This window comes from Oscillospiraceae bacterium, assembly GCA_035353335.1.
Lineage (GTDB): Bacteria > Bacillota > Clostridia > Oscillospirales > JAKOTC01 > DAOPZJ01.
Map to the genome: position 1 here is coordinate 1 of DAOPZJ010000010.1, position 20709 is coordinate 20709.

Genomic DNA, 20709 nt, shown 5'->3' on the forward strand with positions numbered 1-20709 from the left:
CGGGTGAAAACGGCTCTTCAAAACATCCGATGTCGCCGACGACGCCCGGGATCAGGGTCTTCGCGATGTGCTGCCGCATCAAACGCACGCCTTCGTAACCGGCTTCCACGTCGACACCGGACGCTTTGTAACTCTCGTTCATAAGTTCCTCCCATTTATTTTTATTCGTATTTTTTCATTCGAGCGCGCTGTTTTGCCTTGTCGCTCTCACTGTATTTTTTCTCGAATTTGTCCGGCTTTACTTCGTCGGGAACATTCACCGGATATTGCCCGGTGAAGCAGCCGGTGCAGCATCCGCCGCAGGATTCGTCAGCAAGCTGCCCGATGTGTTCGACCGAGAGATAACCGAGCGAGTCAACGCCGATGCTTTTTGCAATCTCGTCAACGCTCATCCGGCAGGCTATCAATTTATCTTTACCGTCGATGTCGGTGCCGAAATAGCAGGGGCTGATGAACGGCGGACAGGAGACGCGCATGTGAACTTCTTTTGCTCCGGCTTCGCGCAGCATTTTGACAATTCGGGCGCTGGTTGTGCCGCGCACAATCGAATCGTCGACCATGATCACGCGTTTGCCTGAGACCGTCTCAGCAATCGGATTCAATTTTATATGCACAGACGCTTCGCGCAGCGCCTGCGTCGGTTGAATAAAGGTTCTGCCGATATAGCGGTTTTTCACAAATCCCACGCCGTAGGGAATCTCCGATTCTGCGGCATATCCGATCGCAGCGTCGAGTCCGGAATCCGGAACACCGATCACGACATCGGCCTCGACTGGGTTCTCTTGCGCTAAAAACTGTCCCGCGCGCTGACGGGCCATATGCACATTTGTACCCTCAATCATCGAGTCGGGGCGCGCGAAATAGATATATTCAAACACGCATAGAGAGGGCTTCTGTCCGCAGTGCGAGGTGATGGAGCGGAGATTTCCGTCTTCGATGACAGCGATTTCTCCCGGAACGATATCGCGGACGAATTTTGCGCCGAGGGTCTCAAACGCGCAGGTCTCGGAGGCAAAAATGTAACTTCCGTCGGGCGTTTTTCCCAGTGAAAGCGGACGAAAACCATGGGGATCACGGACAGCGATCAACTTTCGCGCCGACATAATGACGAGTGAATAAGCGCCTTCGAGCTCGTCCATGGCTTTTTCAATCGCGCTCTCAATGCTCGGGGTGCAAAGCCGGTTTTTGGTGATGACGTAGGCGATGACTTCGGTATCGGAAGTGGAACGAAAGATTGCGCCTTCACGCTCAAATTTTTCACGCAGTCCGGCGGCGTTGGTGATATTGCCGTTGTGGGCGACGACCATCGGCCCTTTAACATGACGCACGACTAACGGTTGGAGATTGGTTCGGTTCGCCGAGCCGTTCATCGAATAACGAACATGACCGACCGCCATCTGCCCGCCGTCGAGTCGCTTGAGAACCTCTTTGGTGAACACCTCGTTGACGAGTCCCATGTCAGCATGCGCTGTGACAATGCCGTCATCGTTGACAGCGATACCGCAGGCCTCCTGGCCGCGGTGCTGCAGGGCATAGAGCGCGTAATAAGCAGCTGAAGAGGCGTTAAAAGTCTCGGTCGAACAGATGCCGAATACGCCGCATTCCTCGTGAATGTCACCGAACATGAAAGATCTCCTTGCTAAAATGATAAAAAAGGAAATAGCCCTGAGAGACAGAGCTATTTTTGGTTGAAGGAAGCGTCCTTGGAAAGGACGGCTTTTTGCATTTCAATTTTATAATCGGCCAGTTTTTCAGACAGCTGCTCATCCGATACGGCAAGAATCTGCACCGCGAGCAGCGCGGCGTTTTCGGCTCCGTCGATGGCGACAGTTGCGACTGGTACACCGGAGGGCATCTGAACCGTTGAGAGCAGGGCGTCGAGTCCATCGAGCGTGGACGATTTGATCGGGATGCCGATGACCGGTAAGACGGTTTGTGCGGCGATAGCGCCCGCGAGGTGTGCGGCCTTTCCGGCTGCGGCGATAAAGACACCGATGCCTTTTTCGGCAGCCGAGGAGGCATATTGCGCTGTCTCAGCGGGGGTTCTGTGGGCTGAGAGCACCCTCATTTCATAGGGTACACCAAACCGCGCAAGACAGTCGGCGGCTTTTTGGACGACGGGCAAATCGGAGTCGCTGCCCATCACAATGGCAACCTTGCGCACCGAAACCACCTCCGAAAAAGAATTGAGGCGTAAAAATTTACACCCGCATGCATATTCTATCATAATTTTTTAATATTTGCAATCGAAATTTATTTCAGCATTTTGTATTAGAAGAGTAAAATAAATTATTAAATATGTAAATATGTAAAGATTATTTTATAAAGATCTTTCGAAGTTCCATAAAGCGGTTGACTTTCGGTATTTATCATGCTATCATACGCCTGTACCGGATAACTCCGGACATCAAAATTGAATATTGAATTCGCAGCACGGTTCCAAACGGTGAAAACCGCCATTGGATCAGAGGGAAGTTCGGTGAAAATCCGTCGCAACCGCCATTACCGTAATTGAAAGATGCTCTTTCATAAGTCGGAATACTTGCCGTGCATGCGCGGTCACCGGTTATACTATTTTTATAAAATGAGTTTTCCGGAACATTTTTGGGCATGAAAAGTGCAGCCGTTTTAAGATTTCCAAAGGGATATTTTCGGCTGTGCCATGCCTTCGAAATCATTAGAGCAGTTGCGCTTTTATCGTTTCAAACGATAAGGGCGTTTTTTATTGCAATATGCCCGCATTCATCGGATAGCTGCGCCGGCGCAGTAAGGCGCAATATCATATATTGAAATCACAAGGAGAGAATTACCATGAAAATCAAAAAAGCGGTTGTCATGATTTTAACGCTGGCGATGATGCTGTCCATGCTCGGCCTCACGGCGTTTGCAGCAGACGATTCGGCGAAAATCAATGTCACGATCGTCGACAAAACCGGCGCTGTTGTATTGGCGCAGGAACCCATCACCGTCACCGACACCGACAAGGACGGCAAACTGACCATTGATGATGCCTTGTATCTTGCGCATGAAGGCAAGTTCACCGGCGGAGCAGCCAAGGGTTATGCCACCAAAACCGGCGAATACGGTCTTTCCATCACCAAACTCTGGGGCACCGAAAACGGCAGCGGCTTCGGTTATTATCTGAACAACAAGTCCGCCATGAGCTTGACCGATACTGTTAAAACTGGCGATTTTCTAACCGCTTTCTTGTATACAGATACAACGAATTTTTCCGATACCTATACCTATTTTGATGTAAACACCGTCAAAGCGACAGCAGGTGAAGAGATCAAACTGACGCTTTCCGCTGCGGCGTTTGATTCAAATTTCAAGCCCATCGTAAAACCGGTTGCCGGGGCTGTTATCACGGTTAACGGAACCGCAACAACCTATAAGACCGACGCCGAAGGCAAAGTCACAATCAAAATCGATAAGACAGGAACCTGCGTAATCAGCGCCACGTCTTCTGCTATGAGAATTATCGCGCCGGTTTGCACGGCAACCGTCTCCGCAGCCGATACCGCATCCGCTTCCGCCACCTCCGAGGTTTCGGGAGTCACACTGCCCAATACCGGTTCCTGTATCAACCCGGTTATTTATGCCGTGGTTGCATTCGCTATGATCGCCGGAATCGTTGTTGCGGCAATCCCGAAAAAGGTCAATGAAAAGTAAGTCTTTTGCCGTAATCGGCTGCTGTCTGTTAATTCTAGCTGTTTTGTCAGGCCCTGCAGCCGTCTCGGCGCAGAATATCGGGAACACCGCCGGCGAGGTGCAATACCTCGTCGGCGGCATTGCCGAATACAACGAAGCGCAATCCGGCGTCAATTCCATCCAGGAGTGGATCGACACCGGGCTGACCGAAAACGCGGGCGTTACTTCCGAATGGTACGCAATGGCGCTGAGCCAGTCGGGCGAGTCGTATGATTTTTCCGCTTACGGCAATGCTTTAAAAACATATCTGAGCAAAAACGAAATTACTGACGCCGCGACACGCCAAAAGTATGCACTCGCTTTAATATCAACCGGTTTTTCGAATGACGCTTTTGTGAATTCTGCGGTTGAAGATTCAATCGGGCAGCAAGGAATTATGAGTTGGATTTTTGGTCTGCACTTGCTTAACAACGGATGTAAAAGTTCGGGCTATACAATTGATGCAGTCATCAATCAAATTATATCTTTGCAATTTACAGACGGGGGCTGGGCGCTCTACGGCGAGAATTCCGACGTGGACGTCACCGCAATGGCGATCGAAGCGCTCTCACCTTATTATCAAACCGATGAAGCCGTCAAAGCGGCTGTGGATAAGGCAATTGTCCTTCTTTCCGATAAGCAGTTGGACGACGGCGGTTATATGGGTTTCGGCGAAGAAAACCCGGACAGCGCCGCGCAGGTGATTGTGGCATTGTCGTCTCTCGGGATTGACTGCACAGCGGGCAGCCGGTTTATCAAAAACGATCACACACTGCTTGACGCAATCGCCCAATATCGCCTTTCAGACAGCAGCTTTTCACATACAAAAGGCGGAGATTTCAATCACACTTCTACCGTACAGATTTTTTATGCGCTGATCGCTTTTCAAAGGCAGCAAAAAGGGCTGGGGCCGTTTTTCGTTTTTGACAAACCGACAACCGCCGAGAATCAAGGACAAACGGATGGTGCGAAATCAGGTTATAAATTTTGGGTCAGCATATCCGCTGCGGGATTAGCTTTGCTCGTCAGCGTGGTATTGATATTTAAAAAGAAAACACATTTTAAAAACTTTTTAGCGGTGGTTTTAGCCGCCGCTGCCGTAATCGCATTTATTCAGCTGACCGATTTCAGTGCCGCAAGCAGCTATTATAACGGTAAAGACACCGAAAAAGATACGATTATCGGCAAAGTGACGCTGACAATCCGTTGTGACACCATCGTCGGAAAGTCCGATTCAAAATATATCCCGTCTGACGGTGTCATATTAAAAACGACTTCGTTTGACATCGCGGACGGCGAGACGGTTTATGACGTGCTGGTAGAAGCGGCACGTAAATATAATATCCAAGTGGAAAACAACGGCACAAAGAATTTGGCTTATGTCGCCGGGATCAATTATCTCTACGAATATCAATTCGGTGACCTGTCCGGTTGGGTTTTCCATGTCAACGGCACTGCGCCTTCGGTCGGCTGCGGGGAATACAAGCTTTCCGACGGCGATGCGATCGAATGGCTGTACACCCTCGAAATGGGCGACGATCTTCAATTATAAAGAAAGGGGAGAGCGGCTTGAAGGATTTTTCGGAGTATAACCCCTTTGCTGTTTTAATTTATTTTCTCGCCGCCGCAGGTTTGGCGATGTTTACCGCCGGCCCGATGCTCCTCGCGCTTTCATTGGCGGGGTCGATTTCGCTTTTTATTGTCCGAAACGGCCGCAAAGGCCTCCGTTCCCATCTGTTCTTCTTCTTTTTATTCGTCCTGATGTCATTTATGAATCCGTTGATTTCCCATAACGGTGTGACGGTGTTATTCGTGATGAACAATAACCCCGTGACGCTTGAGTCTTTTTATTACGGCATTGCCTCCTCGGCGATGATCGTGTCGGTATTATACTGGTTTCGCTCCTTCACGCAAATTATGACAAGCGATAAATTGCTCTATCTGTTCGGTTCTGCGGCTCCGAAACTTTCATTGATCCTCTCAATGGCACTCCGTTATATCCCATTGTTCGGCAAACAGATAAAAAAGACCGACGCAGCGCAAAAAGCCCTTGGGTTATACAAAGAAGATAACGTCATCGACCGGGCTCGAGGCGGTACGCGGATTTTTTCGGTCATGGTGACCTGGGCGCTTGAAAACGGCATTATAACCGCCGACAGTATGACGGCACGCGGTTACGGCATCGGTCGTCGCACTTTTTTCGCGCTCTATAAATTCCGCAAGAACGATTTAGTGTTAATCCTGATTTCGCTCGGATTGCTCACCGCAACTGCGATTGGAATCGGTTACGGTTCGATCTCTTTCGAATACTATCCGGCCATTAATGCTTCGCCCGTCACTGCGGCATCAATTCTGACTTACACCGCATACGGGCTGCTTGCGTTCATTCCCACAATTATTGAAGCGGAGGAAAGCATCAAATGGAAATACTTGCTGTCAAGGAACTGAGCTTTACTTATCCGCTTTGTACCCAAAAAGCGCTTGATAAGGTGTCTTTTTCGGTCGAAAAAGGCGATTTCACCGTGGTCTGCGGAGCGACCGGAAGCGGTAAGTCAACCTTACTGAGGATGTTAAAGCAGGAATTGACGCCGCTTGGCGATAAAACCGGAGAGATCATCTATAACGGCAAGCCGCTTGATAAACTTGATGAAATGACCTCGGCCTGCAAGATCGGTTTCGTAATGCAGCGGCCCGAGCAGCAGCTCGTGACCGACAAGGTCTGGCACGAACTTGCGTTCGGGTTGGAGAATATGGGGTTACCGCAGCAGATGATCCGCCGACGCGTCTCCGAGATGTCGAGTTATTTCGGCATCGAAGCGTGGTTTGACAAGAACGTCTCCGACCTTTCCGGCGGGCAAAAGCAGATTTTAAATCTCGCAGCGGTCATGGTGATGCAGCCCGACATTCTGATTTTGGACGAGCCGACCGCCCAGCTCGACCCGATTGCGGCTTCGGATTTCATCGGGACCTTGCAAAAACTCAACCGCGAGCTCTCTCTGACAATCATCTTAGTCGAACACCGGCTCGAGGATGTCATTCCGGTCTGCGATAAGCTGCTTGTGATGGAAAAAGGATCGGTTCTTGATTATGGTGCATCCCGCAACATCGCCGAGAACATGCGTTCGCATCCGGCAATTTTACAGGCCATGCCGGCAGCAGTTCGGCTTTACAGCAAACTTAATGTGCTGTCACCCTGTCCGCTGACCGTTCGCGAGGGACGGCGTTTTATCGAAGAGCACTTTGAAAATACCGCTAAATCAAAAGAGCAGGGGGATTATGCGCATAATCAAACGCCCGCGCTCGAATTTTCGGATGTATGGTTCCGTTATGCCCGCGAACTGCCCGATGTGCTGAGCGGGCTCGATCTGACCGTTTACAACAGCGAATTATTCTGCATTCTCGGTGGAAACGGCTCGGGAAAAACCACCGCGCTCGGTGCTGCTGCCGGATTGAATAAGTTTTATGCCGGCAACATCAAGGTGTTTGGAAAAAAGCTGAAGGACTATAAAAATCAATCGCTTTATCGGAGCTGTTTATCCTTGTTGCCCCAGGATGTCCAGACGGTGTTTTTACGCAATACCGTGCGCGAGGAACTGGCCGAAGTCGGCGGAAGCAACGTTGAATTGCCTTATGACCTTACCCCATTGATGGACAAACACCCTTACGACCTCAGCGGCGGAGAGCAGCAGTTGGTCGCATTGGCCAAGGTGCTTGCGGCCAAGCCGAAATTGCTCTTGCTTGACGAACCGACCAAAGGACTTGACGCTTATGCAAAAAACGGTATCATCCACGTATTGAAAAAATTACAGGCAACCGGCGTGACGATTGTTGCGGTGACACACGACGTCGAGTTCGCCGCGCAGTGCGCCGACCGATGCGCGTTGTTTTTCCGGGGTGAGATCACCTCGATTGATACGCCCGCGAAATTTTTTGCCGAAAACACCTTTTATACCACTGCGGCCAATCGCATGACACGCGGCATCTTCGGCGGTGTGGTAACCGTAGATGACGCGGTTGACCACTGCCTGAAAAACAAACGAAAAGGGGAAGGCGTATGATCGTCATCAAAAACAACGGTCTGCGTAAAGCGGTTAAAATCGCCATCCCGTTCCTTTTGATTCCGGCGGCAATCGCCGCGGGCATCTTTCTGTTTGACGAAAAGCAATATGCGTTCATTTCGCTAACCGTTGCGATTTTATCTCTGGCGCTGTTTATCGCCGGATTTGAAAAGCGGCAGACAGGAACCAGGCGCCTGATCATCGTGGCGGTCATGGTGGCATTTTCTGTTGTCGGTCGTTTTATTCCTTTGTTCAAACCGATTACGGCGCTGACTATCATCACGGCGATCTACTTGGGCGGAGAAGCGGGATTTATGGTGGGCTCTTTGTCGGCTGTGATCTCGAATTTTTATTTCGGGCAAGGCCCCTGGACACCGTTTCAGATGTTTTCCTGGGGAATGATCGGACTGATCGCCGGTTTTTTATATTTGCCGTTAAAAAAGAGCCGTGTCTTTCTTCTCGTTTTTGGCTTTTTGTCCGGAATTATCTATTCGATTGTTATGGATAGCTGGACGGTTTTATGGTATAATCAATCGTTTGATTTGACGCTTTATCTCGCTGCGCTCGGCACAGCGCTGCCCTATACGATTATGTATTCGGTCTCCAATGTGATATTTTTAGTGTTGTTTGCAAAACCGTTCGGTGAAAAACTCGAACGAATCAAATTGAAGTACGGAATTTAAATCTAAAACGAAAGGATGATCCGAAATGAGAATTATCTCACCGGGGTTCGAGTTTATCCAAAAGCCCGACAGGGAACAGATTTTGCGTAATCTTGAATATATCGGCAGAGTCTGTTATAAGAGCGAGGATAAAATCACACCCGATTCCGCCGCGAAATTCGTGAGCATTCTGATCAAAAACGGCCACGAGTCGGTGATTGAGCATGAAAAAATTACGGTTAAAATCACCTGCGACCGCGGTGTCAGCCACGAGATCGTCCGTCATCGGCTGGCCAGTTACAGCCAGGAAAGCACCCGTTATTGCAATTATAATAAAGACAAATTCGGAAACGAATTAACTTTTATCCGCCCGTATTTTTGGAATGACGACCCCGATAAATACACTGTCTGGGAACAGATAATGGCGCAGATTGAATCGGCTTATTTAAAATTAATCGAAACAGGTGCCGCACCGGACGAAGCCAGAACCGTGCTGCCCAACAGCCTGAAAACCGAGATTGTGATGACGATGAATCTGCGCGAATGGCGGCATTTCTTTATATTGCGCACATCACCGAAGGCGCATTCGCAGATGCGGGAAATCACCATTCCGATGTTGAAAGCGTTTCGAGAAGCCATCCCGGTAATCTTTAACGACATCACAGTTTCCGAGTAAAAATGATATGCAAGAAGCCGCTGTTTATAAGCAGCGGCTTTTCGTATTATAGCAGGCCTATTCATTCGTCATCAGGTTGTCCTTTTGAAACACCGTAATCAGCGGGGGGGATTAAAACGGTTTGGATAGTCATCACCGGGACAGTATATTTATCACCGCACCTGTCCGGAACGAGGTAAATCCGAATTCGGTGTTTTGAATACCGCAGGGGATTTATTCCGCGGCACCGGAAAAGCGATATTTTTAATCGATAAGGCGTTCATATCATTGGAATACGCCGTTAAGTTTCATGCCCGGAACTAATAAAAACCATTAGGAAAACAGGTCTGTCAGAGAGATTTAACCAATTTAAGCGCCATCTCAAATGCAGCAAGCGCAGAGGCATTTCGAATCTGCTCACGTGCGGCTTTGTTGTCGAATTGGCGCTTTTTCACCCAGTATTTGCCCGGTTTGCCTACTGCGATAAAGATCGTGCCGACCGGTTTATCGGCGCTGCCGCCGTCCGGCCCGGCAATGCCGGTAATCGCAACCCCGACATCCGCACCCGAGAGCCGTAAAATGCCGCGTACCATCGAAGCCGCACAAGACGAACTGACCGCACCCATATCTTCGAGAATCTGCTCTGAAACGCCGAGCAGTGCAGTTTTGGCTTCATTGGCATAGGTCACCGCCGACATGTCCAGCACTGCTGAGCAGCCCGGCACATCGGTCAGGAGTTTGCATAATAGCCCGCCGGTGCAGGACTCCGCCGCGGAGATTTTCATGTTCTTTTCTTTTAAAAGCGCAACAAGCTGTTCGGCAATTTTTTCCATTATTTTTTAATCCAGCATAATATGATACCCGTTCGCGAGCAGCTGATTTTGAATCGAAATGATATGTTCGTGGTCACGGGTCTCAAGTTCGAGCGTCACGACGACTTCGCCGAGCCGTGTGCGATTGGAGAGCCGGTCATGGCCGATGCTCATGACGTTTGCTTTGGTATCTGAGATGAGATTGAGCAGTGCGCTGAGTTGTCCCGGTTTGTCGGCGACGATGGTTTTGAACAGAAACCGGCGGCCGGAGCTGATCAGGCCTTTATCCATGATCCGGTCGAGCATATTCATATCGATATTGCCGCCGGAGACGATAGCGACTGTCTTTCCTGAGGTGCGGTATTTATTGAATGCGACCGCAGCCGGCGCCACGGCGCCCGCACCCTCGGCGATCATTTTCATGCGCTCAGCCATAAGTAAAATGGTATTGTAAATATCGGCTTCGCTGACAGTGATAACATCATCGAGCAGCTGCGAACAAATGGTAAACGTGAGTTTTCCCGGAGTCTTAACTGCGACACCGTCGGCGACCGTGTTGGCTGAAGCTAACGGAAAAATCGCACCCGCGTGAATCGCCTGACGCATGCAGGCGGCGTTTTCGGGTTCGACGCCGATGATCTTGACTTTCGGATTAATGGCCTTAGCCGCTGCCGCAACGCCGGAAATCAATCCGCCGCCGCCGATCGGCACCAAAATGGCGTCGCAGTCGGGCATGTCACTCATAATCTCAAGACCGATCGTGCCTTGCCCCGCAATGACTTCGGGATCGTCGAACGGAGCGATAAAGACGGCCTTTTTTTCCTCAGCCAATTGGATGGCATAGGCGTTGCATTCATCAAAGGTCGGGCCGTATAACAAGACTTCTGCACCGTAAGAGCGCGTTGCTTGTATTTTATAAAGAGGTGCGCCTTCGGGCATCACAACAATGCACCTTGCACCGAGCAGTTTTGCCGAGAGCGCGACGCCCTGCGCGTGGTTTCCGGCGGAAGCGCAGACAACTCCGCGCGCGAGTTCTTCTTTGGTGAGGGTTTTCATCTTGTTCAGCGCGCCGCGGACCTTAAAGGAGCCGGTTTTTTGCAAGTTTTCGATTTTCAGATAAAAGTCCGACTGCCCGCCGAAAAACGCGGCGGGTGCGCTGATGATGTCGGTATGATGAATCAGGCCCGACATTCTTTTCGCGGCCTTTTTAATCATATCCAGGGTCACAAGATCACAAGTCATGGTCATCCCTCCGTTGTTATTATACCATAAAAGTTACGGAAAACGGCTTTGCCGTTTTCGAAGACAGCACAACGAGTGTTTGAAACATGCTGAAAGCTTCATGCGCTGTCATTATATCGTATCAGTCAATATATAATTTATGAATTATTCTTGGTTTGTCAGAGTCGAAACTAAAAGTTTAATGACGGCTGCCGCTGTCTGCGGTTCCATGAAAGGATACTTCTTGGTCAGCGCCTGTTCCATCGTTGCCGGAAGGTGTAAAAATCCGACTTTCAGCGGAAGATGGTTTTCACCTACATAATATAGAATACTGTATAAGACATGATTGCATACAAAGGTACCGGCGCTGTAAGAGATGTTGCAGGGCAGGCCGTTTTCACGGCAGGCGGCTGCCAGTTTTTCAACCGGAAGAGTCGTAAATAACCCATCGGGACCGTCTTCGCAGATTTTTTGGTTCAGGTGGATATCACCTCCGTTATCGGCGGTCGAAGCGCTGTCCCAGTTGATGCCGATGCGTTCCAGTTCGGGTTGAGTACGCCCCGCGGCTTGCCCGACCATCAACAGCACATCGGGGCTGTGAACTTCCAGCAAACGCTTGATTATCTCAACTGAAGCATCATATTTAGTGGGAATCTGTGCAGTGATAATGCGGGTGAAACGGACACGCGACGGCAATAAATCGACCGCTTTTTGCGCGGAATTGATTGTCTCTCCGCCGAACGCGTCAAAACAGGTGACAAGAACTTTCATTTCAGTTTATTTTCCTTTGCAAATATTAATTAATAATTTATCTAACACCGGGTTATAGCCGACACGCCCGCGCAGATCCATCGAGACGGCGAACAAATGATTGGCAAGTTCGGCGACGACAGGGGACTTTTGCTTGTGTCCGGTGGTCTTGTCAAAGAATCCGGCTTTGGCATAGGTGAATACAAGTGGCTTCAGATCAAACCCCTCCGCCTTGATATAATTGACCGCCGCAGTGTCTATAAAGTTTTTATCAGCATTGTAGAGATAGGCGAAATCTTGCGGGCCGAATTCGGCGGTCAGCGGATGTACGGGGTTGCGGGCGACAAACGCCACGCCGTCCTCGTGGTCAAACGGCATCGCACCTTCAACGGCGTCGTAAACACCGTAGATATAGACATAACCGACGGTCTTTTTGCCGATTTGATAACCTGCTGTGCCGCTGTCGGGTGGCAGAATGATCACTTTGCAACCTGTTTTAGCCAACTGTTCGGCTTTCGAGAGATCACAGGCGTTATTCGATATAAACACCATTTCGGCTTCGTCGGGCAGGGAAGTTGCTGTTTCGGCTTCCAACCCGATCGCATTTACAATCCTCAGTGCATTTTGACCGATACAGACCGCTTTTCCTTGAACCGCTTGTTTCGGATAGGTTTTGACCGTGAATCGCTCCCCTTGAATCAGTTTTATGCCGTCGTAAAGCGCCGCATCAAAATGAATAGCGGTCTTGGCAGTAATTTTCGGCAATGTCGCTTTGATCATTCCGGCGCACTTGGGACGGACAGCTTTGATACTTGAGATGAGTTCCCAGCTCGAAAGGACTTTTTCACCGTTTCGCAAGGTCACAACCATACGAAGATTCTTATGATCTTCCTGCGTATCATTTAACAGCCAACATTCGAGCGGGATGGTCTCGCCTTCATAAGCCGTCCAGCGGTCGCAGCGCAAATTCAAACGCAGCGGGGCGAGGGAGTTTTTAAATTCGAAGAAGCCGGGTTTGGGTTGGCGATCAACGCCGATCAGCGTTTTCATCCAACCCGCGGGCCACGCGTCGATTAAGAGGTGCAGGGCGGTTGAGACGATTTTATCGCTGCGGCGGCGTAAAGCGTCCGTCATGATTTTTGTCGCGAATGCCTGATGCCGTTGACTCTCGGCAATCCAATTTAAAATACCTTCTTGTTCCTCGTACCAGTCGCCGTGCATCGTGTTGCTCTGAGCAAAGACGATCTTGTCGGGCAGCCATTGCTCGCCGGGAGTCGGCAGCCATTCCTTGGGGTATCTGGAGGTCATGACGTCGTAGTTGTCCAACCCCTCGGTGCCGTATTCGCCGCAGCCGGTCTTCCAGCCGATCCGGATTTTCGGGAGCCAATTTTGATAGAGCCGCCCGATGGGCAGCGCATGATTGGTATACCACATATTGTAGCAGTGGAAATCCGAAAGTCCCTCGTTGGTCGGCGGATCATAATCGCCTTCGACGCGCTTGATCACCCGGTCGGGGTTTTCCTGTTTGACCGCCCGGTCGCAGCATTCAAACCAGCGTTCGAGTTCGGGGCGGCCGAGATGCCGGTGGCATTTACCATCGCGCTCGACAGGCATCGACTCATTGACATAAGTCACCATAATGCAGGAGGGGTGCGAACGTACCAACCGTTCCATCTCGCCGGTCTGGCGAATGCCCTCATAAAATTGTCCGCGCCGGAAAGTTCCGAACACCGGCAGATCGGTCTGGTTGAGCATACCGAGCATATCGCAGTAAAGATATATTTCATCCTGTACCGGTCTCTGTGTAAACCGGTAGTAATTCATATTGGCGACTTTGGCGATCAGAATATCGGTGATCAGCAGTTCCCAGTCTTCGTCACACACGGCAAGCTGCATATGTCCCATGTCGTTTGCGCCGCGCAGGCGGATCTTTTTGTTGTTGAAAAACAATTCGCCCTTATCATCGTTGCTCTCAGTCTCGGTCTGCATAGAAAACTTGCGCATGCCGAACGGCTTGTCACATTGATCTAGCAGCACTCCGTCGCGAGAATATAATGAGATGCGCGCTGTGTACAAATACGGCTTTTCGAGTTCCCAGGTCTTGAACCTGCCCATTGGTACTTCATAACGGTAATCGTTAGCGCCGGGGCCGGTGTAAGGAATGTTTTCAAACAGAACTTCCTTTTTCGGAGTGCCTTCAAAATTGCGGGGAAAAATTTTTACGCCGAGGGTAAAACTGCCGGATTTATCGCGGTCGGAATAATTCTCATCGGTGGCATTAAAAACCTGTACCCATGCCTGGACCGTCCCGATATCGATATTCGGGCGCATAAAGACATCGTTGATCAAATAATCCGGCGTCTCCTCCAAAAAAACCTTGTTGTAAATACCGCCTCCGGGAGGGCAGTGGTGCCAACCGACCTGCGGGTCGTCCCAGCCGAGTCCGGTAGCGGCGTATATCTTATCCCCGTCAATCCGATCTCCTTCAATGCCTACGGTCGGAAGATCGTTTTTTAATTCGACCAGCAGCACGTTCTTGCCGCGTTTTAGAATCTTGGTAACTTCAAATTTAAAAGGTGCAAACATGCCCTCGTGGCTGCCGACATATCGCCCGTTTAAATAGATATTGGCAATGTAGTCCGCACCCAAAAAGTTGAGCCAGACCCGTTTTTCCGATGAGGCGAAATACTGAAATTCAGATCGGTAAAAAGCCGTCCAACGGCCGATCGGTCCGTGAAAATGCGGCAGTTTGACGTGCTCCCAGTTCCCGCGTCCTTTTTGAGCGTTCTCGAAATTGCAGTTATCTTCCGGGGTCTCGAACCGGAAATTGAATTCGGAAAGATATCGGCGTCTGCGAATCTTTTTCGCTTTTGGGACAAGATCGCGCAAAAACGGCGCATAGGTTTCTCTCAGTGCTTTGATTTCGTTCCAATAGTCCTTTTTCAATTCCTCATAGGACTTTTGGATGACCTCAGGTGCAACGGCCTTAGAGGGTTTGAAATCGACGGGATCATAGTAAATCGGCGGACACTTCTTCAGCCCCGGTCGGGTCGCCTTGTTATCCGCTGCGATCTTTGCAAAGTATGCCTGTTCGTTTGCCATGTTGAACTTAAACCTCGATTATATATTTATTGAGCCAGCCGCCAAACTTGGAAAGTTCGGGGCGGCAAGGCGCGAGCACGACGAGTTTTCCGTCGAATTGCTCATAAGCCCAGTGTCCTGTAAAATCGACCGGAAACAATGTTTTGGCATCATCAACTTCTTCTGGTTTTGTCACAATCGTTGTGACGGTTTTTCTTTTCACCCGGCAGGAGTATTTATCGATTTCGGCGATGCAGAGAGGATAACGCGGGAAGTTGCCCACGGGATTCCGGTCATTAATGACGCCGATATAAAATAACCGTCCGTCGGTGTGTTCAAATATGCGCGCGCGGCTCGAGGAAGAATACATAAAGCTGCCGTCGTCGTAGAGCAATGGTTCGGGATGGCTCCAGGTCTGCCCTTCATCTACAGACAACAGCATAAATTTGCAGCCTTCCACAACCGAATGAGGCGCATTGCTGCCTCTCGCGACCATCATAATCCGTTCGCCGTTTACCACAGAGAGAACCGGTTCAAACAGTCCGCGCGTCGAGCGTTCGACCTCGATGGCCGCCCAGTTGCCGAATTCAAAAGTATACCCGAGATCAGCGGCGTTCCACTTTGCCTTGATCGCGCCGCTGCGCATAAAGCCGTTGCCGAAATAATCAATACGATTCCAATTGGGATCGACTGCCTGAGAACTGACGCCGAGTGTTAATGTAAGGTCTTTGGTGCGCACAAGATTCGGAATCACAAACGTGGCCATATTAGCTCCGAATTTTACACTGTGCATATAATGAGTTTTATCGTACATCTGGCCGGCGCTTGAGATTCCTTTTTGTATGATCTGACGTTTATCCGACCAGGTGAAACCGTTATCAAATGAAATACGATAGTAAATTTTACGTTTTTTCGACGGACTTTCCGGGTCGTTGTTTTCAAAATACAGCTCAGTGCCGAAATAGAGCATCGTCCCCCGGATATCGTCCGAGAAGACCGAGCCGTAACCATCTCTGCGGCTGCTCCCGTGCAGATCATAGACGAATTTATGTTCGAAGACGCTTTGGAATTTCCAGGAGCGGCCGCCGTCCGAAGACCGGTAGATCGAAGTGGCCAAATTGCTCTTTCGGCGGTCCATCCGGTCAAAAGTCAGGATCATGTCGCCGCCTCCCGGGATATCTTTGCGCGGACATTTGGCGACCGAGGGTCCGTTGATGAATTCATCGCCTTCACAGCGGATAAATGCTTCTTCGCGCTCGATGACTCTCATGACGTTACGTTATCCTTTCGCATCTGCTGTCTCTTATACAAAATAAGTTAAAAAACATTGTCGATATAACCTTTCGCTCCCGGAGTGAATTTATCGATATTGTCCAGCGCTCGCGCGGCTCCGAGAATAACCGCATCTTTCGGGCTGAGCGCACGAACGACCGGCGTATTCAAGCGCATAGACATATATTCATCCAATCCCTCCAGCATGCTTCCGCCGCCTGAGAGCAGAATGCCGTCGGTCTTGATGTCGTTGATCAGTTCCGGAGGTGTGCGCTCCAGAACGGATTTGGTTGCGTCGACGACGATCGAAACGGATTCGGCGAGAGCATCGGCTAACATATCGTTCCCGACTTCGACCGCCTGCGGGATGCCGGTGATATAGTTTCTGCCCTTGACTGTCGTAGTCTTGTGTGTTCCGTTATAATATGCGCAGCCGACTTCCCGCTTGACACGCTCGGCAGTCGGTGCGCCGATAATCAATTTAAACCGACGTTGGATATACTTGATAATTTCATTATCAAAGCGGTTACCTGCCACGTTCACAGAATTGGTGGCGCTGATGCCGTTCAGGGTGATGACTGCGATATCGGCTGTGCCGCCCCCAATGTCAACCACCATAATACCGTGCGGTTTTGAAATATCCATCCCGCTTCCGATGGCAGACGCAACCGGTTCGCTGATCAGATAAACCTCCCTCGCTCCTGCAAGATCGCATGCATCCACAACCGCTCTGGCCTCAACATCGGTCATTCGGGCAGGGACAGAGACCATGACGACCGGCTTGAAGATTCGCAAATCACCGCAGATAGTTTTAATATAATGCCTGAGCAGCTTCTCCGTGACGTCGAATTCCGAAATCACGCCGTCGGCGAGCGGCTTAATGACTTCGATGCCGCCGGGGTTGCGCCCGAGCATCTTATTGGCTTTCTCGCCGATAGCGATCACATCGCCGGTTTCGCGGTCGAAAGCGGCCACGGTCGGCTCGTCGATCAAAATGCCTTTTCCGCGCAAAAACACTTTTGTGGTAGCGGTTCCGAGGTCGATCGCGATATGCTGGTTCAGGCCGAGAAAACCATATGCCATTACTGAAACGCCCTTTCAAAATCAAGTCAAAGTCTCTAAATTTAAAATCCGTAATCCGTTTCCCGTTTTAAAATCGTTGAGGCTGCGCATACGGCGAAAACTTCTTTTGCTCCGGCTTCTTTCAAAACCCGGATGGCCTCGCACAGAGTTGAACCGGTGGTCATGACATCGTCAATCAATAATATAGAACGCTTTTTGACAATTGCATCGGTTTTCAGCCGGAAACTGCCGAAGATATTAGCGGCGCGCTCCGCTGCGGTCAAACTTTTTTGTTCAGTCGAGTGGCGCAGGCAGATCATCGTGTCGAAAAACGGAAAACCGAGGACGTCTGCAACCCGTTCGGCGAGCAATTCCGATTGGTTGTATTCGCGTACCTTTCGGCTGTGCTCGCTTTGCGGTACACAAGTTATAAAATCTACCGGCCCGAAGTCGGCGCCGAGACAACAGTGCGCCATCATCTCGCCCAGTACTGCGGCGTTTTGCCGCTTCCGGTTGAATTTCAAATCCTTGACTGCTTTTTTAGCGCCCTTTATGTAAAAGAAAGGGGAGAAGTACCCATCCGCATTCGGTACTCTGCGGCCGGCCAACTCCATGTCCCGGCGCTTCATAAAAGGAGGGTGACATTTTCCGCAATAATCAAGATCAGCGCAAATCTGACCGCAGAAAACACACTTGTGCGGGAAGAAAGCCGAGATTAACCTATCAAAGAATGTCACGCCGTCCATCAGAGTCCAGCTCCCTCGTCGAGTCCGAGTAAAAACTTCTTTAACCCGGTATAGCGCAGCGCCTTTTTCTCGTTGGCAATCATCTTCATTACGGTCGCTTCGCTGCCCACGATCACAAGCATTTTTTTGGCGCGGGTCACGGCGGTGTAGAGCAGGTTTCGGTACATCAACTGTTCCGAATAGGCGGGAAAGACCGGAAGAATTACGGCTTCGAATTCGCTGCCCTGGGATTTGTGCACCGTGCAGGCATAGGCGGGTTCCAATTCGTTGAGCTGCTGCGAGGAAAAACAGACCTGCCGCCCGTCGAAATCTGCATATAAAAGCCGCGCCGCTTTATCGATGCCGGTGATGATGCCCGTGTCGCCGTTGTATAACCCGACACCGGCCTCGCCGCCCTTTGTCCACATTATATCATAATCATTGTGGGTTTGCATAATCTTATCGCCGATTCGATAATAAAATCCCTCATATTCATATTGCGGACTTTGACTCGGAGGATTCAAGACGGCCTGCAGTTTTTTATTCAGTTCGAACGTGCCTAACGAACCCTTTCTGCCTGGGGTCAGTACCTGAATATCGGTAAACGGCGACCAGCCGTAACGGGCGGGCAGGCGGGAAGAGCAGAGCGACACCAGGGTTTTTGCACATTCGGTTTCTGTACGGACAGGCATGAAAAAGAAGTCGCCGTCTTTTCGGTCCAAAATCGGTGATTCTCCGTCATTGATGCGGTGAGCATTGACCACGATCAGAGATGCGGCGGCCTGCCGGTAAATTTCGGTCAGCCGGATTAGCGGAATTTTTCCGCTTCCTGCCAGATCGCGCATAATGTTGCCTGCGCCGACGGCGGGCAGCTGGTCCGCGTCGCCGACGAGAATCAATTTGGCTCCGGGCTGCATTGCGCGGAGCAGTCCTTCCATCACAAAGATATCGCACATCGAGGCCTCATCGATGATCACCGCGTCACTGTCGAGCGGCAGCTCCTCGTTGCGTCCGAAAGTGAGCCAGCGATCGTCACCGTTGCCGACTGTGCTTTCGAGCAGGCGGTGGATGGTCGTTGCCTCCCACCCGACAAGTTCGCTCATGCGCTTTGCCGCGCGGCCTGTCGGAGCTGCCAACGTCACTTTCAAGCCCCGATTTTGCAATAGCCGAAGCACAGCATAAAGTATTGTCGTTTTGCCGGTGCCGGGACCTCCGGTGATGATGCAGGTCCCGTGCGAGACAGCTGTTTTCACGGCTTCTCTCTGATAATTTTCATAAGCAATACCGACGGCTTTTTCTAATTCGGAGATTTCAGCGTCATTCACCGGTTTTGTATAAGAGTCAATTTGAGATAGCATTTTCATTCGGTCGGCGATGTATTTCTCGGCGATAAAGACCTTTGAGAGGAAACAAAACTGCTTCTCCCCAAAACAGACGGGTAAAACCTCGCCCATCGTCATCTGGTTATTCAGCGCATTTTCCGCCAGCTCCGGTTCGCAGCGCAGCAGCGTCTGAGCTGCACCGAGCAGTTTATCGGTCGGAAGGCAGGTATGTCCGTTTTGAAGGTTGTGACGCAGTACATGCAGAACGCCTGCGCCGAGGCGGTTATCGTTGTTGTATTCAAATCCTCGCTCAAAGGCCAGAGCGTCAACCCGCGCAAAATCGAGACCGATGGCGTTGCAGCACAAAATATAGGGGTTGTCCTCAACCAGCCGCATTGTGTGCTCTCCGAGCGTCCGGATTGTTTTAACCGATTCGGAAGGGCGCAGGCCGTAACCCGATAAATATAACAGCATTCGCCGCAGATCGAATAATTTCGTAAGTTCTTCGGCAATCGCAATGGCTTTTTTATGAGAAAATCCGCGCACTTCGGCAATCTGCATCGGATCGTTTTCCAATATGAACAAAGTGTCGTCGCCGAAACGATCAAAAATCCTCTCGGCGCTGACCGGTCCGATGCCCTTTACCGCACCGGATATTAAATAGCGCAGAATATCCTCACGGTTATCAGGAAGACGGCGTTCAGAGGATTGTGATTCAAGCTGTTTGCCATAAGAGGAGTGGGTCACAAACCTGCCGATGACCTTAAGGCGTTCACCGGGGAAAATCTGCGGCATCTCGCCTACGACTGTCAGGATATCGCCGCCGCAGAGCAGCTCGACGACATGATATCCGTTATCTTCATTGGCAAATACCACCCGGTCGACAACACCCTCGGCCTGATACAGCCCGTCCTTATCATCCAAAGACGTACCTTCACAGGGGATACAGCCCGAGATATCGCCCGCAAGATCTCTCGCAATGTCTCTCAAGCCGCCACCTCCAAAGAAAAAACACCGTATATCGGCAATTATTAAATTATAGTATACCATATATAGTAAACAAGGTCAATGAATAAGATAAAATTAGCCAAAGTTTTCGTATTTTTTTTGTAATTTTAGACAAAGATAAATCAGGCAATAACTTTTTCGGAAAGATTGCTTGAAAAGGGTACGGCGATATGATATGATTCTTTCGTAATCGTTGATTTGCGATTTAGCGCAATTCATCCGATTTATAGGTCGGAGGCGCCTAACCAACCGATCGGGATTAGTTCTTTTCATCACAAAGGTTTCACGCGGGGGTATAGCTCAGCTGGGAGAGCGCTTGAATGGCATTCAAGAGGTCAGCGGTTCGATCCCGCTTATCTCCACCAGCACAAACCTTGTGATACAAAACTTC

Annotated in this window: 16 protein-coding genes, 1 tRNA gene and 1 riboswitch; of the genes, 7 read left to right on the forward strand and 10 right to left on the reverse strand. The window is 50.3% G+C overall.

Features of this window, described 5'->3' with window-relative positions:
- Positions 1–161 precede the first annotated feature (161 nt).
- Both purF and purE read right to left on the reverse strand, forming a co-directional pair.
- On the reverse strand, positions 162–1625 hold the full coding sequence (purF, locus tag PKH29_03520) for an amidophosphoribosyltransferase (GenBank protein ID HNX13906.1): 1464 nt from the start codon (positions 1623–1625) through the stop codon (positions 162–164).
- Between the two features lie 53 nt (positions 1626–1678).
- Positions 1679–2164, reverse strand: a complete 486-nt coding sequence (gene purE, locus PKH29_03525; protein HNX13907.1) for a 5-(carboxyamino)imidazole ribonucleotide mutase — start codon at positions 2162–2164, stop codon at positions 1679–1681.
- A 253-nt stretch (positions 2165–2417) separates the two neighbouring features.
- Positions 2418–2565: riboswitch (cobalamin riboswitch) on the forward strand.
- A 246-nt stretch (positions 2566–2811) separates the two neighbouring features.
- Here purE and PKH29_03530 point away from each other — a divergent pair.
- Genes PKH29_03530 through thyX form a run of 6 tightly spaced genes read left to right on the forward strand, consistent with a single transcriptional unit; the run spans position 2812 to position 9086 of the window.
- Positions 2812–3672 carry a hypothetical protein gene (locus PKH29_03530; GenBank protein ID HNX13908.1) on the forward strand — a complete coding sequence of 287 codons (861 nt, stop codon included), beginning with the start codon at positions 2812–2814 and terminating at the stop codon, positions 3670–3672.
- Entirely contained in the window at positions 3662–5242 is a 1581-nt protein-coding gene (locus tag PKH29_03535) for a DUF4430 domain-containing protein (GenBank protein ID HNX13909.1), read from the forward strand. Before PKH29_03530 ends, PKH29_03535 begins: the two co-directional genes overlap by 11 nt.
- A gap of 17 nt (positions 5243–5259) precedes the next feature.
- Positions 5260–6138: an energy-coupling factor transporter transmembrane component T gene (locus tag PKH29_03540; protein HNX13910.1), complete on the forward strand. Its 879-nt coding sequence runs from the start codon at positions 5260–5262 to the stop codon at positions 6136–6138.
- A complete protein-coding gene (locus PKH29_03545; protein ID HNX13911.1) occupies positions 6111–7748 on the forward strand; it encodes an ATP-binding cassette domain-containing protein in 1638 nt (545 codons plus the stop codon). Before PKH29_03540 ends, PKH29_03545 begins: the two co-directional genes overlap by 28 nt.
- Entirely contained in the window at positions 7745–8431 is a 687-nt protein-coding gene (locus PKH29_03550) for an ECF transporter S component (protein HNX13912.1), read from the forward strand. Before PKH29_03545 ends, PKH29_03550 begins: the two co-directional genes overlap by 4 nt.
- Before the next feature lie 25 nt (positions 8432–8456).
- The gene (gene thyX / locus PKH29_03555) at positions 8457–9086 is read left to right on the forward strand and encodes an FAD-dependent thymidylate synthase (protein HNX13913.1); all 630 of its coding nucleotides are present in this window, start codon (positions 8457–8459) and stop codon (positions 9084–9086) included.
- A 329-nt stretch (positions 9087–9415) separates the two neighbouring features.
- Here the strand turns inward: thyX and PKH29_03560 are convergent, their stop codons facing one another.
- From PKH29_03560 to PKH29_03595, 8 genes are all read right to left on the reverse strand, one after another.
- On the reverse strand, positions 9416–9898 hold the full coding sequence (locus PKH29_03560; GenBank protein HNX13914.1) for a CinA family protein: 483 nt from the start codon (positions 9896–9898) through the stop codon (positions 9416–9418).
- Positions 9899–9904: 6 nt separating this feature from the next.
- A complete protein-coding gene (ilvA, locus tag PKH29_03565; protein ID HNX13915.1) occupies positions 9905–11119 on the reverse strand; it encodes a threonine ammonia-lyase in 1215 nt (404 codons plus the stop codon).
- 144 nt (positions 11120–11263) lie between these two features.
- Positions 11264–11869, reverse strand: a complete 606-nt coding sequence (locus PKH29_03570; protein HNX13916.1) for a pyroglutamyl-peptidase I — start codon at positions 11867–11869, stop codon at positions 11264–11266.
- Between the two features lie 6 nt (positions 11870–11875).
- Entirely contained in the window at positions 11876–14950 is a 3075-nt protein-coding gene (locus tag PKH29_03575) for a glycoside hydrolase family 2 TIM barrel-domain containing protein (protein HNX13917.1), read from the reverse strand.
- A 7-nt stretch (positions 14951–14957) separates the two neighbouring features.
- Positions 14958–16199 (reverse strand): sialidase family protein, encoded by a 1242-nt coding sequence (locus PKH29_03580; protein ID HNX13918.1) that lies wholly within the window; start codon positions 16197–16199, stop codon positions 14958–14960.
- 47 nt (positions 16200–16246) lie between these two features.
- Positions 16247–17284 (reverse strand): rod shape-determining protein, encoded by a 1038-nt coding sequence (locus tag PKH29_03585; GenBank protein HNX13919.1) that lies wholly within the window; start codon positions 17282–17284, stop codon positions 16247–16249.
- A 41-nt stretch (positions 17285–17325) separates the two neighbouring features.
- On the reverse strand, positions 17326–17892 hold the full coding sequence (locus PKH29_03590; protein HNX13920.1) for a phosphoribosyltransferase family protein: 567 nt from the start codon (positions 17890–17892) through the stop codon (positions 17326–17328).
- A gap of 116 nt (positions 17893–18008) precedes the next feature.
- Positions 18009–20300: an ATP-dependent RecD-like DNA helicase gene (locus PKH29_03595; GenBank protein HNX13921.1), complete on the reverse strand. Its 2292-nt coding sequence runs from the start codon at positions 20298–20300 to the stop codon at positions 18009–18011.
- Between the two features lie 307 nt (positions 20301–20607).
- Here PKH29_03595 and PKH29_03600 point away from each other — a divergent pair.
- Positions 20608–20683, forward strand: a tRNA-Ala gene (locus PKH29_03600).
- Positions 20684–20709 lie beyond the last annotated feature (26 nt).